Below are 14204 nucleotides of genomic sequence, written 5' to 3' on the forward strand. Positions count from 1 at the left end.
TGACTAAAAATACAAATTACAAGGATTGAGATGAAGCGGTATGATATAAAATTAGCCCCTCCATCGGACTTTGCAGAATCTTTCCGATTCTGATTCCTGTCTCTTGTGCAGCTTCTTGTAATATCTCCCTGTAGCAGTGAGCCACTGATCCGATAAAATGTACAGGGTACTGCGTGTAATCATATTGCATTACATTTCTTCGGAAGAAAGCAATAAAACTATCAAGCACTAATTGTCGTATCCCCGGCTCTTCCAGATGTTGCGCTATAAAGGGGGAGAGACTTGCCAGAAAACGATTCGGGAAGGGTTGGCGATACACCCGGTCGATGATTTCGGGAGCCGTCAGGTCGAACTGTTTTAAGAAAGCTTCTTTGATGGCGGGTGGAAGCTGGTTCTTCAGGATGTCTCCTACCAGTAATTTGCCAAGGACAGCTCCACTTCCCTCGTCGCCCAAGATAAAGCCTAAAGGGGAGATGTTGTTGACAATCTCTTCGCCGTTGTAGAAACAAGAATTGGAACCTGTGCCGAGGATGCAGGCAATCCCAGCTTCATGTCCGCATAGTCCGCGGGCAGCGGCAAGCATATCCGAGTTAGTTTTGATATTTCCGATCACGGGCAGGCTGTCGGCAATGGCCCGTCGGAGAACGGGAGCTCTTTCGGGAGTGCATCCTGCACCATAAAAAAAGACGGAGTTGATCGTTCCTTCCGGTAGTTGTGGCAAAAGGGAATGTGTCAGCTCTTGTTGAATCTCTTCTTCTGATTGGAAGAAGGGATTGATTCCTTTCGTTCCAATTCGTTTGATTGGGGTGTCGTTGAAAACGATGCACCAGTCGGTTTTGGTAGAACCACTATCTGCAATGAGTATCATATCTTAATGTATATTTTCTTTTTGTATAATATATAGCCTATTGACCAGTTAAGTAAGACAAAGAGGATAGCATAGGCAAGAGAACCTCCTTCATCCCCGAAAACAGGTTGGAGGGCACATCTGTAGACGACTTGTTGGATGGGGACACTTTCTCCCTGATAAGTGACGGTGATAGCGCCTACCAAAACGGCGATGACACCTGCCATTACATAAATAAAGAGAGGATTCACTCCGAAAGATTCAAAGAAACGGCTCCATTTTTTACATCCTTTGATATCGATAATCCAGACGAGTAAAGCTAATAGGCTGGAGCCTAATCCGCAAGTGACCAGCACAAAGGTGGGCGACCATATCTTTTTGTTGAATGGGCAACCATAGCTAAATAGGAAACCTGCAAAAGTCAGGATAGTACCGATAAGGAAAAGCCGTTCCAATTTTTCATGTATATCTTTTACTTCCATGAGTAGTTTGCCGACGCAAAATCCGATCAATACGTGTGCGATAGAAGGAATAGTGCTAAGAAGTCCTTCCGGGTCAATGTGGTTGTCTTGATACATATGAGCGTCTCCCAAGATGCTGCGGTCGACGATGGAAAGAATATTCGTTTCGTTGTAGGCAAAACCATTACCGGTAATGAGAATAATGAAATAACCTACTAATAATACCACAATCAGATAAGGTATATACTTGTGTTTCAATAGCAAGGCAATAAGTGCTGAAGCACCATAGCAGAGCGCAAGACGCTGCATGACTCCCAAGATGCGAATTTGCTCAAATGGGAGAGGATTGTGGGTGTAACACAGTAAGGCAAACCAGTTGAGGGCTATTCCGATAAGGAAAATAACAATGGTTCTTTTGATTATTTTCAGGGCAGCCGGAGTACTGAATGTAAAGTTATACTTTTTAAGTGAGATGTAGGTGGAGATTCCCATGATAAACATGAAGAAAGGGAAAACTAGGTCTGTGGGGGTAAGACCGTTCCATTGGGCATGTTTTAGGGGAGCGTATGCATGTCCCCAAGAGCCCGGATTATTAACCAGAATCATTCCTGCGATAGTAATGCCTCGCATTACATCGAGTGCCAAAAGGCGTTTGTTACTTGTTGTATTCATGACTGTCACTTTTTAATGTGTTAAGTTAATAAGTAAGTTTATTGTTTCTTTCCGAAAGAATCTTCCAGTCGGTTGCGGATCATTAATGAGGCGACGATACCGGGTAGGGTACAAATACAAACCCAAATAAAGAAGTTGGTGTATCCAAGATGCTCCTGTATCCATCCTGCAGGCATCCCCGGAAGCATCATACCAAGTGCCATAAACCCGGTTCCGATAGCATAGTGCGCCGTTTTGTGTTCGCCTTCCGCAATATAAATCAGATATAGCATATAAGCGGTAAAGCCGAAACCATAGCCCAGTTGTTCGATAGCTACGCAAATGGCTATAAATATAGGATTATCCGGAGTGGCGGCAGCCATCCATACATATAATAGATCAGGAAGGTTGATAGCTAACGCCATAGGTAATATCCATTTTCTGAATCCGTCGCGGGAAACGAGGAAACCACTGATGATTCCGCCAACTAATAAAGCTATGACGCCTATAGTTCCATAGATCATTCCGACAGTTGCGGTAGATAAAGCTAGCCCACCTTTATCGGTAGCATCGAGCAGGAAAGGAGAAGCTATTTTGGCTAACTGTGATTCTCCCAACCGGTAAGTGAGAAGGAAAAAGAACATGAGACCCAGGTTCTTTTTCTTGAAGAAGGTGACAAAGGTCAGAAGAAAATCTCCCAACAATTTACCCGGTGTGAGTCCGGGACGTTTAATGTCCGAATCAGGATGGGGGAGAATCAGACGATGATAGATAGTAAGAGCAAGAAACAATCCTGCAAGAAGGTAGAATGTAATACTCCATGCCAAGGGAATATTGTTTTGTGATGTTTCCAACCATCCTGCCAGCATGACAAGAATTCCCTGCCCGAAAATGTTGGCAAGCCGATAGAAGGTATTCCGGATACCGACAAAGAAAGATTGTTCCTTATTATTGAGTCCGAGCATGTAGAAACCATCTGCAGCGATGTCATGTGTAGCGGAGCTGAAGGCTAGCAACCAGAAAAAAGCAAGAGTCAACTGTACATAATGTGCAGTTGGGATAAAGAAGGCTATCCCTGCAAATCCGGCGGCGATGAACCCTTGCATGGCAATAATCCAAGCCCGTTTTGTTTTCACCAGATCGACGAATGGACTCCATAGAGGTTTGATAGTCCAGGGAAGATAGAGCCAGGAAGTGTATAAGGCTATTTCCGTATTGGATAATCCCAAACGCTTGTACATGATAACAGCAATCGTCATTACCGCTACATAGGGCAGCCCTTCTGCGAAGTAGAGGGTTGGTATCCAGCTCCAGGGATTTCTTTTTATAGTGGGTGTTGTCATGGCATTGTTCTTTTTTTCATTGATATTGTTTTTCGAGCGTACTGCCGGGGTAATAGTGAGACAGTATTTCTTCATACTTATAACCTTGCTCTCCCATTACGGCAGCACCAATCTGACAAAGTCCTACTCCATGTCCCCATCCGGCTCCGGTAAGGATGAATCGTGAAGGATTTTTATCTTTTTTATGTCCCTTTTCTTTATATTCCTTGTCTATTACGAAGGCAGAACTATAAAGATGGGAAGTAGATAGGGTACGACGTATTTCCAGCTCTTTTCCGATAATAAGTGTCCGCAAGGTTCCTACAATCTTCAATCGGACAAGGCGTCCCGACGTTCCCCGTTCTATAGGAATTAAGTCCAGAATTTGCCCGAAATCAATCCCCGAACGTTGATGAATCAGGGTTGAAAGTTCTTGTTGGGAGTAGCAGACTTTCCAACGATAGAAGTCTGTCGTTTCCTGGTCATAGTTGTTTAAAACCTGGCTTAGGATCTTTTTGTCCTGCGTGTGGCAGAATGCGACAGGAGAAGTACGAATCCATTTATCAGCCTCCGTCTCTATTGTCAAATCGGGTAGTTGGTCTTCGATCTTACAATCCCGTTGACCGATGAGATAGGGGTGCTTTACGTTTTCCCAACAATTCTGGAACTCTTCAAAAGCCCCGCCGCAACATTTAGAGAAACGGGCATCACAAATCGTTCCTGCATACATCAATACTTCGCCCCGGGTAGCAGTGACTGCTTCGATAGCTTGTGGTGTTGAGGCACGTGTGATTCCTTGATACCGTTGGCAGTGATCGTCTGCGCATACGTCAAAGTTTTTGTGCGCTTCGTGGTCATACCATTTGATAAATTGAGAATCCGAAACGAAAGATGGAGAACAGGTTGCGCTATCCTTCTGTATAGACTTTCCTGTTTTCTCGTTCTTCATTTCCTGTTTTCTACTCTCTGTCTTCCACTTATTCAACAGCCAACTTCGGGAAATAACAGCATGTGCCTTTAGTAGTTCTAAAGAAGCAGTAGCACTCATTTCTGATGAAATCACACTGATGAGATATTCTTCGATGGAAATAATATTGATAGCAGTAAGTTGTTCCCCTTCGACGATGATCTTTAACTCCCCTTTGAATTTCTGGACTTCTTTGCGTTCCCAATGGAAGTTGATTCCGATGGTCACATCTTTCAGTTCAAAGAAAGCAGGTGCACCTTGTTGGGGAGTGAAAGATAATTCATTATATTCTTTCCCTTGCCAATGAATCTTCCCATCCCGGTAAATAGCCTTTTGCATACCGGAGCTTTCTGTTTCGTCGGAAGAGATAAATTTTATAGGGAAAGAGAATTCAATCTCTTTCCCGGAAAGGATACCAACACTTATTAGAGGGACTTGCATGCTATTTTATTACTATTTCTTCTTGAATAATTGATCGCATAGAGTATTTAACTGTTGGGGAGATAAACTTATCTCCTTGTAAATCTCTGTGAGTTTTTTGGCGTTTAATTTATCCATGTCTTCTTCTCTGACAATCGGGAATATGCCACCCATTTCTGCAACAGCCGGACTTATTAATAGCCCTTTTTCATTTGGGGTATAATAGCAATCGGGACGATGTTTTGAGCGTAGGAAAATGATGCAATTCCATACTTCTATTTCGTCACCTCCGAAATGGCTTATTTTATCGAGACCATACCAGGTTATCATGTTGATTAAAGGTTCCTTATCCGAATAAATGACGGAAAGATTTTGGTAGACCTTTTCAAATTGTTGCATTAAGTCAACTTTCAGACCTGATGTCATACCTATGCAAGTTGTGAATACATTGTCTACATAAGTTGTTACGCCGTTTTTATTTTCTAATATACTCTTCAAGAAATTCAGCGCAAAAGGGTTAGTCAGTTCTTCTTCTTTTCCTGCTGCCTGGAAATGCATGTGGTCAGGGGCGGAAGCACCGCACTCCGGTCCGTTATAGAGTATATAGAACTCGTCCAGGTTTTCAGCTAAGTGAAGCATATCTTCAAAACGTCCTTTCATGCTTTGTGGAGTGTGTTCCTTGTCGATTATTGTCAAGTGACGCTGAAAAATGGGGTAGGGGTTGAGGCATACCTCATAATGTCCGAATGGTAGATATGTTTGCTCTGCGGGGCGGTTTTTCCCGCATAAGAAACAAGGCCTTTCCTGGATAGAACGACTATCTGTTTTTGCCATGGTCGAGAGGATGCGTTGAGGATTCGGGAAAATTCTAACTTTCATCTCTCTATCTTCTTCCTTCAGTTTCAAGACTTTTTTCTTTTCCAGATTTTCTTCCAACGCTTCATAGTTCCTTTTCGCAAGTTCCCAGTTTTCTTTTTGGTTTTCTATCATTTCCTCTACAAGTTCTTGAAACTCTTCATCGATAGTATGCATCTGGATTCTGCCCTTAATTTCCCATGTGCGGATTCGGTCTTTGTAGAAGTTGTTCCGATTGACTTTTTCTGTGCTTAATGCGGCGTCAGAGTTACCTTCCCAACGGCGACAGAGGTATATTACATCATAGATACGTCCGATCTTATACTCCCGTGAGATTCGTAATCCTATGGCGTAATCTTCACCATAGCTGGTATTCGGCAATTTGATATCACGAAGAATAGGAGTGTAGAAAGCTCGTGGAGCACCCAAACCATTGATACGTAGAGCGTTGTTCTTTCCATTTTCCGGTGTCCACTCTTTGTGGTCAATGATACCGGGGGGGATTTCGTTCAGTTGGAAGTCGGTCATTAGATAGGTACCTATGACCATTGCGCAGCTTTCCTTATAAAAGGTGTCTACGATTTTCTGTAAAGTGGATTCATCTTTATATAAATCGTCGCTATCTAACTGTATAGCGAACTTTCCGCATTTTTCGTGACATATACCCTTGTTCCAGCACCCTCCTATACCTAAATCATTTTCTTGGGGGATGATATGGATCAATCTTTTATCGCTACTTAGTTCTTGGAGAATTTCCGTCGTTCCATCGGTGGAATGATTGTCGATAACAATAATGTTAAAAGAGAAAGTGGTCCGTTGGTTTAAAGCCGAATTGACAGCATCGCGGATTGTATGAGCACGATTGCGTACAGGGATGATGACAGATGCCTCGAATTCAAAGTTTTCGCTGTGAAGATTTACAGGCCGTGAAGAAGTAGGCATGAAATAAGCATCAATACATTTCAGGTATTCGGTGCAGGCAGCTTCCATTTCAATTTGTACTTCCCGATTTTTGGGGTTTACATAGTCGAATTGTTTCTCTCCGCTTTTTCTGGTATCTGTTTCAATTTCGATGTATAGATATTCATTGATGTGCACAATTGAATATTTGTAAGAGATGAATAGACGCATAGCATATAGTCCTGCGTATTTGTACTCTTCACGCAAAGCATCTGCTATTTTAGTGAAGGCAGAAGAACTGAATAGAAGCATGGAACCGAAATCGAAATCATCCCGGACGCTTCCTAATTGGTAGTCAATGACAGGTGCTTGTTTAAGTTCTCCGTTAATCAGCTGATAGTGGTCGGCATAAACTATTCCATTCTTTTTATCGTTCTCCATGATTTGCACCATGCGTTCCAAAGCATACAGTCCCAGTTTTAATGGAGTTTGTTTCAAGTAGAACAGAGTATATTCCGTATTGGCATTGGCTGCAATTGTTTTCATTGTGTCTGTGGAATAGAACCCTTTAACAGAGAGATATTCACAACCCGGAAGAGCTTTCTTACCGGGCTCCGAACCTAATAAATAGATCTTATTTACTAGCTCTGACACTTGTAGTTCCTTTACTGTCTGCATGGTATCTTCCGGGGTGCCGAAAGGTATGAAGCAATTAATTTTCTTCTTCATCTTCATCTTAATATTAAAGAACTGTCGTATTGTCCATCGTTGATTTCTTTCGAATGAGGAAGCAAAGTCCGATGAAAGTAAATGCAGCGTTAAATAATAGCAGCTCGTAACTAATTTGGTAACCGTTGAACCATGCTTCCGAATTTCGTTGCAGGATATAGCAAAGAATAGGAGAAGCGATAGCTACCAACGGAATATATTTATCATAAACTTGTTTCTTGGTGAAGATGCCGAAAGCGAACAACCCTAAGATAGGACCATACGTATAACTGGCCAATGTGTAAATCGCATCAATCACACTGGTGTTGTTCAGCAAATTGAATACAAAAATGACTGCTCCCATCACAACTGCCATACCGATATGTACATGTTTGCGTATTTGGCTAAGTGCCGCATCTCCTTTTCTTTGTGCATGTAAAATATCTACAGTAAAAGAGGTGGTCAGTGCCGTCAAGGCAGAACCCGCCGCAGAATAGGCGGAGGCTATCAGTCCGATAATGAATAATATTCCGACTATGCCGGGAAAATAATTTCCGGTAGCGATCATCGGAAACAACTCGTCGCTTTTTCCCGGATTCTCAATGCCTTGCTGTGCTGTAAACGTATATAGCAGTACTCCCAGCATCAGAAAAAGCAGAATGACAAAGAACTGTGAGATTCCACTGGTAATCATATTTTTCTGCGAGTCCCGGAAGTTCTTGCAGCTAAGATTGCGCTGCATCATATCCTGGTCGAGCCCGTTCATGGCAATAACGGTGAATACACCTGCCAGGAATTGTTTGAAGAAATATCGTTTGTCGTTGACATCGTCAAAAAAGAATGTCTTGGAAAAGTCACTATCTGAAATCGTACTAACCAGACCGCTGAAATTCAGATGCAGGCTGGAAGCAATATAATAGATGCAAAGTACAACCGACACTACCAGGCAGAATGTTTTTAGAACATCCGTCCATATCAATGATTTCACTCCACCGCGGAAAGTGTAAAGCCATACGATAAATACAGTAAGAATTACGTTCAACAGGAATGGAAGATGGAAAGGATCGAAGATAAGAAACTGCAATGTCAGGCATACGAGAAAGAGCCGGACGGCTGCCCCTAGCATCTTTGAAATAAAAAAGAACCAGGCTCCCGTCTTGTAGGAAGAGCTTCCGAACCTGTTCTCCAGATATTCATAAATGGAAACCAGATTCATGCGATAAAAGAGGGGAACAAGTACAAATGCAATGATAATTTGTCCTACTATGAATCCCAGCACCATCTGCAGGTAAGAAAAGCTACTTGCCTGTACCATACCCGGAACGGAAACGAAGGTGACTCCGGAAATGGTGGAACCGATCATGGCAAAGGCAACGATATACCAGGCTGATTTACGGTTTCCTACGAAGAATCCTTCATTGTCGGCTTTGCGTCCTGCTATATAAGAGATAGTGAACAGGATGATAAAGTATGCCACAGTAGTAATAGATATAACGGCTGGACTCATATCTGCTGTTTAAATTCGTTTGAGGATGAATATCCGGAACTTGTTTACTTTGCCTACAAATGTAGGGAATTTATCATAGATATACATACTCTTACATATTTTTTATTCCGGGTGTGCCTCCGGTGGCATGTTTGGAGGAACGCCAGTTTTTGTTGAGCGAGGACAACTCCGGAGATTTCTTTTCAAGCGAAACGCCGGTTATTTTATCAATGGTGTGCATTTCATCTCTAAAACAACAAGTGTCAAAAGTATGTCCTGGTGCAGTCTCTTTACTACTTGAAAGTGCCAGATACCCGCCATTATTGTTCAGTGCCGGGAAGTTCGGTATAATTATTATATTTTCTCCACCGACTTTATGTTTCTGAACGACTCTGTTGAAGTATTTCGTGAAGCAAAGATATGCTTTGGCAGGAATGGTTAGGGGAGTAGAAGGACTTTCATTTTGAAGGATGGTAGTATTGTATATTGCCCCGTCTTTATACATCTTATATAGATAAAGTACCGGTAAAATGATAGCCTGTTCAGTCGGATTGTAGATTTCTATATATTCTGCACCATCAGTGGCATTATTATACATGATTTCATTGAAAAGAAGCATACCTCTCACATCTTTCGGTAATTCGGGGGTGTTCGGATTATCTGGAATGTCTGTTCCGGGATGATCGGGTGTTTCATCAGGTGTAGTGTCCGTTTCTACGTTATTAGATAGCTGTATGTGATGAAATGTAAATCCTTTACAGCGGGTTTTGGTGTAAATGCAGTATATACCGCAGTAGCGGGAAGTTTGTATATCGGTATCTTTTATTTGTTTTTCTTTTACGTATTCATTCTCGGATTCACGTCGTGTCCAAAAAGTCCAGTAACCATTATTGTCACGTTCTACTTTTATATATAGTTTCGGTGAAGAGTCTCCTTTCATCAACTCTCTTCCCGAAGCCAGTAGTTTAGATTGGTCTCCGTTTTGACGATAAAGAGTTACATTATCTTTGGCTCCTCCTATCTGAATATAATAACCGTTTAAATTCTCGGAAAGAATGTTTGAGGAAGAAGTCAGATAAAATCGTGCATAATTGTTAGCGGAAGGATTAAAGGTGAGGTGAACTCCAAATTCCCAACGGGTATTTTTTACAGAGGTGGAAGGAATGGTGACATAAGCTGTTCCGGCGTCTTCGTATGGATCATTCAGATGGATTCCTTCTTTAGAATTGATGGTGAATTTGTCCATCTCTCCTTCCCAGGGAAGTTCGGAGATAACTGTATCCTCTCCCTCTGAATCTCCTTTTTCTTCGTCATCAGTAGGGAGCGAACAATTATAGAACAATATGATGAAGATACTTAGGAAAGTAAATGCTTTGTAAACTTTCATACGGTTTTTAATTTGAGTTTTTTCGTTTTACCGTATTTGTTTGTGTATAATGCAGAAGCAATTGCGGTCTGAATATTTGAATGAGTCGGCAAAGATAAACTTTCTTGCCGGAAAAAGCCCATACTTACAGAAGAAAAGATTGTAATTCTTTTTGTTTCCTATACACGCATGGGAAGAAAACAGTAAGGGACTACCCTAAGTCATATTTAATAGATTGACTTTTGATAGTCCCTTACAACTGTTACATTCAATATGGGAATACTATTCGAAACGTGGCATTACATATTTATCAGTATAAGATGTGAAAGTAATACCGGGCATGGAATGAGTAGACGATGCGTTCTCTAATTTTTTAATCAATGAATAATCGTCGGCATTCAATGCGTAATAATTATCAGAGGTCGGAGTAGTCACACGTACCGTCCAATCGAACATATTACCGATAATGGTTAGTGCATCCGTTTCGGGATTGAATACCGGGATTCCTGTTTTTACGATTTCATACGTCCGATTCTGCAACACATAGAAGGCGTTGTTGACATCGGTCATAAAAGCAAGCGTCTTTTTGTTTCTGAACTCGGTCAGATACAGATGCTTTAACGTCAGTCCTTCAGGCAAGGTGATGGCACGGACATACGGACGCCCTTTCACCTGTTTCAGATGAAACAGACGGCGGTCGGCATCCAATAGAAGATAACCTTCGTCATACTCCTTTTTCACCGTCGGATTTCCTACAATCTCCGTTGCCGGGAAACGAAACTCCTTTTTAGTCATAGCTTCGGTAAACTGAAGACTCTTGTCTTCCTTTACGCTGTTGGAGGCCATGTCGATGAATTCGATCCCTTTGGAGGTGATACGAAATACGTCATCCGGCATTTTTAAGTCCACACGTCCTGACATGGATTCCATCAGAGGATGAAGTCCGATGGAAGGCGCATTGATATCCGAAGGTACACTGCGGAAGTTGAAATTCTCCGTCTGTACCATTTTAGGAGTTACTGCTATCCCTTTAATGGTATCCGGAAAACGCTCATCGGACATCAACTGACGAAAATAAAACATAGGCAGGATACTGTCGAAAGCTGCTTCCGAATAAATATTACCTGCCAAGTCGCGACGCACGCTTCCCTTTCCCTCTTCCTGTCCCATCTGTGCGAAATCGCCAATGACGAAACTATATAGGGTAAAGGGAGTCTTCTCCGGCTTTACGACAAAGAAATTGTAACACCAAGGCAACTGCCAAAGAAGCAGGAAAGCGATGGTTACATATAATAGTATGGTACTGAAACGTCTCATTTCTCAATCTTTTAATTTTTAATCTTTAATTTTTAATTGTTTAGTCCTGCTTTCCGGCCTTAAATCGTACGATAGAAAGCCACGAGAAAGAAGCTGTCAACAAAGTATAAACCACTAAATAAGGGAGGAACTTGTTGTATGCTTCCGGTGTGGGCGACAGAAAGAAGATCCGGAGTAACAATACAGCGATAATGAGATTCAGAATACGACGTTTCCATGCCGGTTCAAGGCAGATCCATGCGACGAGCAGGTAGCCGGAAATCCCGGCAAGATACCACGTTAAAGCGGTGAGCAATATGTGGTTCTTCAGTTCATGGGCAAGTATTCCGTTCAGGTATACTTCCATCAACAGGAAATTAGAAGCAAAACAGACAAGAATCAATATGAGTCCGGAGAGTAACATATTGCCCGTCATTTTTAGTTCCGGATAAGGCAGATGGAGAGTCAGTTTCAAACATTTGCGTTGCATCTCGGGGACAAACTGCACGATTGCCATCAGGATTCCGGCAATCAGGGGGATATATTGCAACATATCAATGAAGATAACATCGCGTTGCAGCATGACTTCCCATACATGAGCAGCCCCTTTCATTTCTACCACCCGGTTGATGCGAAGCATACAATAGCCTGTAAAACCGAGTGTGGCGAGCACGGCAAGCAGAAAATACCACCGTGTCTTTATCCATTCTTTATAAAATATAGCGTACATTTTTGAGGATTTATGATTTATGAATTATGATTTGTGGGTTACGAGTAGCCAATTTTTATTCTTAATTTAATCAGTATTTGCCTGTCAGGCCGATAAATGCATCCTCCAAATTTACCTGTTCACTATGAAAATTAGTGTAAGGCACTGACATTGATTTCAGTTTTGCTTCTGTCTCTGTCGGTTGCAGGAAGGAGAAGGTCTCCAACTGGTTTCGCATGACAGAAGGATGATAGAAATCATCAGACGCAGGAAGTTCATAACCTTCGGGAATAGTGAAAGTGTAGCGACGTCCTTTTTCCAGTAATTCGACGATTGGTTTCTGAATCAGTATCTTTCCGTAGTCCATGATAATACAGTCATCAACGAGTCGTTCCATATCCTGAATGATATGTGAGGTCAGGAAGACGGTTTTCCCTTCCGAGCGGGCATAGTCACGGAGATAGTCGACAAACAAGCGGCGGTAACCGGGATCGAGTCCGAGTGAGAAGTCGTCCAATACTAGAAGTTCCGGGTTTTGTGCAAGGATAAGTCCGAGGGCAACTTGTGAGCGCTGTCCGCATGACATACGTGAGATACGTTGTCCGGGAGCGACTTTCAACTTATTCATCAGTTCATAGTACGCTTCCTTTTTCCATTGACCGGGGTAGAAAGCTGCGTAGAATTTCTCTATCTCGGTGATGGTCATGAATTGATATTGCACATGACCTTCGATGAGCAGTCCGATATTGCGACGCAGAGCCGGTGCCATTGTCTGTATCTCCTGTCCGAAGATGCGACATTCTCCCGAACGGGGTTTCAGGTAACCGCTCAAGATATTGATAGTGGTGGTCTTGCCCGTACCGTTCTTTCCCAACAGTCCCAGGATGCGTCCTTTGGGTACTGTGAAACTAAGATTTTCGTAAATCAACCGTTTGCCGTAATAGTGCGTCAGATTGTTACATTCGATAATATGTTCCATTTGATTTTATCTGTTATTCTATTCAAAAGAAGAAAAGGAAAAGAATGGGAATCAAGATTCCGACAATGACTTCAATTCCTCCTCTGCCGATAATACCCTTATTTCCTTTCAGCATGATGATGCCGGAGAGAGTAATGATAATAAGAGCGATGGCGAAAATATCAGCAAAGTAAGTCCACCATTGTCCCGGGTTGTAATGTAAACGGGACATTGCTCCGATAAGCGGGCGGCGGGTGACGGATTCATATACCGCTTCTCCTGTCTTCACGTTTACCAGGAGATTGGAGCCGCCTTTCAGGAAGACTTTCATTACGTCCGTTTTCGGGAAGTAAAATTTGGTATAGTTGCCGGTTTCTCCCAAAGGTTCCAGTAGAGTAAGTACTTTCTCTTTACTCATTCCTGCTTTGTCCGGTAGCTTTTCCGCTATTTTATATTCTTTCCGCGTGATGGAGAAGTTCGGATTAATCGTATCACGGTGATTCATTACAATTCCGGAAATGGCATATATCAATACCATTCCGGAAAAGAAAAATGACAGGTCACGGTGTATGAGCCGGCTCCATTTACGAACAGTACTACTCCACTCCATACGAGTTGGCTTCCATAAAATAGAAAGATAAATACTCTTTTCCTGTTTCTGCTTTGCGGTCGGCTATTTTTGCGCGGAAGTCTGCGATGCGGGCTTCGGGACTGTTGGCTGTTTCGCCGCGTGCTTTCTTTTCAGAATCGCATCCGGCTTCACCGGTTCCGTGTTTTTCGGCAGCTTGTGCTTTGAGTTGTGCTTCCCAGTTCTGGAGGTAGGCTTCGTCAATGCGTTGTTCTTTCAGTGTTCCGGTAACACGAACGATGGAGTTCACGCATTTAGGATCGAATGCTCCCAAAGTGCCCGCTTCTACACGGATCACTTGGGTATCGTCGCTACCCATCAGGAAGATTTTCTTTGCGCCATGTTTGCAGGTATGTGTGCAGACGCCTTCAATGGTCACTTCTTGTCCTGCAAGGCTTTCGGCATTGGCAAGAAGAGAATCAATTTCCAAGGCGGAAGATGCAGACTGTTCTGTAGTCGCTTCTGATGCGCTTTTCTGTTGTTTGTTACCACATGAAGTTCCGATAAAAGTCATTGCCACGATGGCAATTGCGATTGTTAGCTTTTTTGTTTTCATTGTTATTGCTTCGTTTTTATATAGTTTGTAATCTGTTTTTCGTTTGTTTATAGCTTATCGTAGTTCGCCTTACG

General features: G+C 42.5%; 12 protein-coding genes. All 12 read right to left on the reverse strand.

Annotated elements, in window-relative coordinates; all coding sequences use genetic code 11:
- Positions 1-16: 16 nt before the first annotated feature.
- Positions 17-868, reverse strand: coding sequence for an ATPase (locus Bovatus_RS18270; RefSeq protein ID WP_004299691.1), 852 nt, complete (start codon positions 866-868; stop codon positions 17-19).
- Positions 865-1980 (reverse strand): acyltransferase family protein, encoded by a 1116-nt coding sequence (locus Bovatus_RS18275; RefSeq protein WP_004299692.1) that lies wholly within the window; start codon positions 1978-1980, stop codon positions 865-867. Before Bovatus_RS18275 ends, Bovatus_RS18270 begins: the two co-directional genes overlap by 4 nt.
- 38 nt (positions 1981-2018) lie before the next feature.
- Positions 2019-3302 carry an MFS transporter gene (locus Bovatus_RS18280; protein ID WP_004299693.1) on the reverse strand — a complete coding sequence of 428 codons (1284 nt, stop codon included), beginning with the start codon at positions 3300-3302 and terminating at the stop codon, positions 2019-2021.
- A 16-nt stretch (positions 3303-3318) separates the two neighbouring features.
- A complete protein-coding gene (locus Bovatus_RS18285) occupies positions 3319-4689 on the reverse strand; it encodes a SpoIID/LytB domain-containing protein (protein WP_004299694.1) in 1371 nt (456 codons plus the stop codon).
- A 12-nt stretch (positions 4690-4701) separates the two neighbouring features.
- On the reverse strand, positions 4702-7152 hold the full coding sequence (locus tag Bovatus_RS18290) for a DUF4922 domain-containing protein (protein WP_052587979.1): 2451 nt from the start codon (positions 7150-7152) through the stop codon (positions 4702-4704).
- A 13-nt stretch (positions 7153-7165) separates the two neighbouring features.
- Positions 7166-8638 carry a sodium:solute symporter gene (locus tag Bovatus_RS18295; protein WP_004299696.1) on the reverse strand — a complete coding sequence of 491 codons (1473 nt, stop codon included), beginning with the start codon at positions 8636-8638 and terminating at the stop codon, positions 7166-7168.
- A gap of 91 nt (positions 8639-8729) precedes the next feature.
- Positions 8730-10004 (reverse strand): hypothetical protein, encoded by a 1275-nt coding sequence (locus Bovatus_RS18300; RefSeq protein ID WP_004299697.1) that lies wholly within the window; start codon positions 10002-10004, stop codon positions 8730-8732.
- A gap of 261 nt (positions 10005-10265) precedes the next feature.
- Entirely contained in the window at positions 10266-11300 is a 1035-nt protein-coding gene (locus Bovatus_RS18305) for a DUF4857 domain-containing protein (RefSeq protein WP_004299699.1), read from the reverse strand.
- A gap of 40 nt (positions 11301-11340) precedes the next feature.
- Positions 11341-12009 (reverse strand): hypothetical protein, encoded by a 669-nt coding sequence (locus Bovatus_RS18310; protein ID WP_004299700.1) that lies wholly within the window; start codon positions 12007-12009, stop codon positions 11341-11343.
- Between the two features lie 70 nt (positions 12010-12079).
- Positions 12080-12967 (reverse strand): ABC transporter ATP-binding protein, encoded by an 888-nt coding sequence (locus Bovatus_RS18315; protein ID WP_004299701.1) that lies wholly within the window; start codon positions 12965-12967, stop codon positions 12080-12082.
- Positions 12968-12989: 22 nt separating this feature from the next.
- Positions 12990-13556 (reverse strand): PepSY-associated TM helix domain-containing protein, encoded by a 567-nt coding sequence (locus Bovatus_RS18320; protein WP_004299702.1) that lies wholly within the window; start codon positions 13554-13556, stop codon positions 12990-12992.
- Positions 13543-14130: a hypothetical protein gene (locus tag Bovatus_RS18325; protein WP_004299703.1), complete on the reverse strand. Its 588-nt coding sequence runs from the start codon at positions 14128-14130 to the stop codon at positions 13543-13545. The genes Bovatus_RS18320 and Bovatus_RS18325 overlap by 14 nt, the downstream gene beginning before the upstream one ends.
- Between the last annotated feature and the right edge of the window lie 74 nt (positions 14131-14204).

This window comes from Bacteroides ovatus, from assembly GCF_001314995.1.
Taxonomy (GTDB): Bacteria; Bacteroidota; Bacteroidia; order Bacteroidales; family Bacteroidaceae; genus Bacteroides; species Bacteroides ovatus.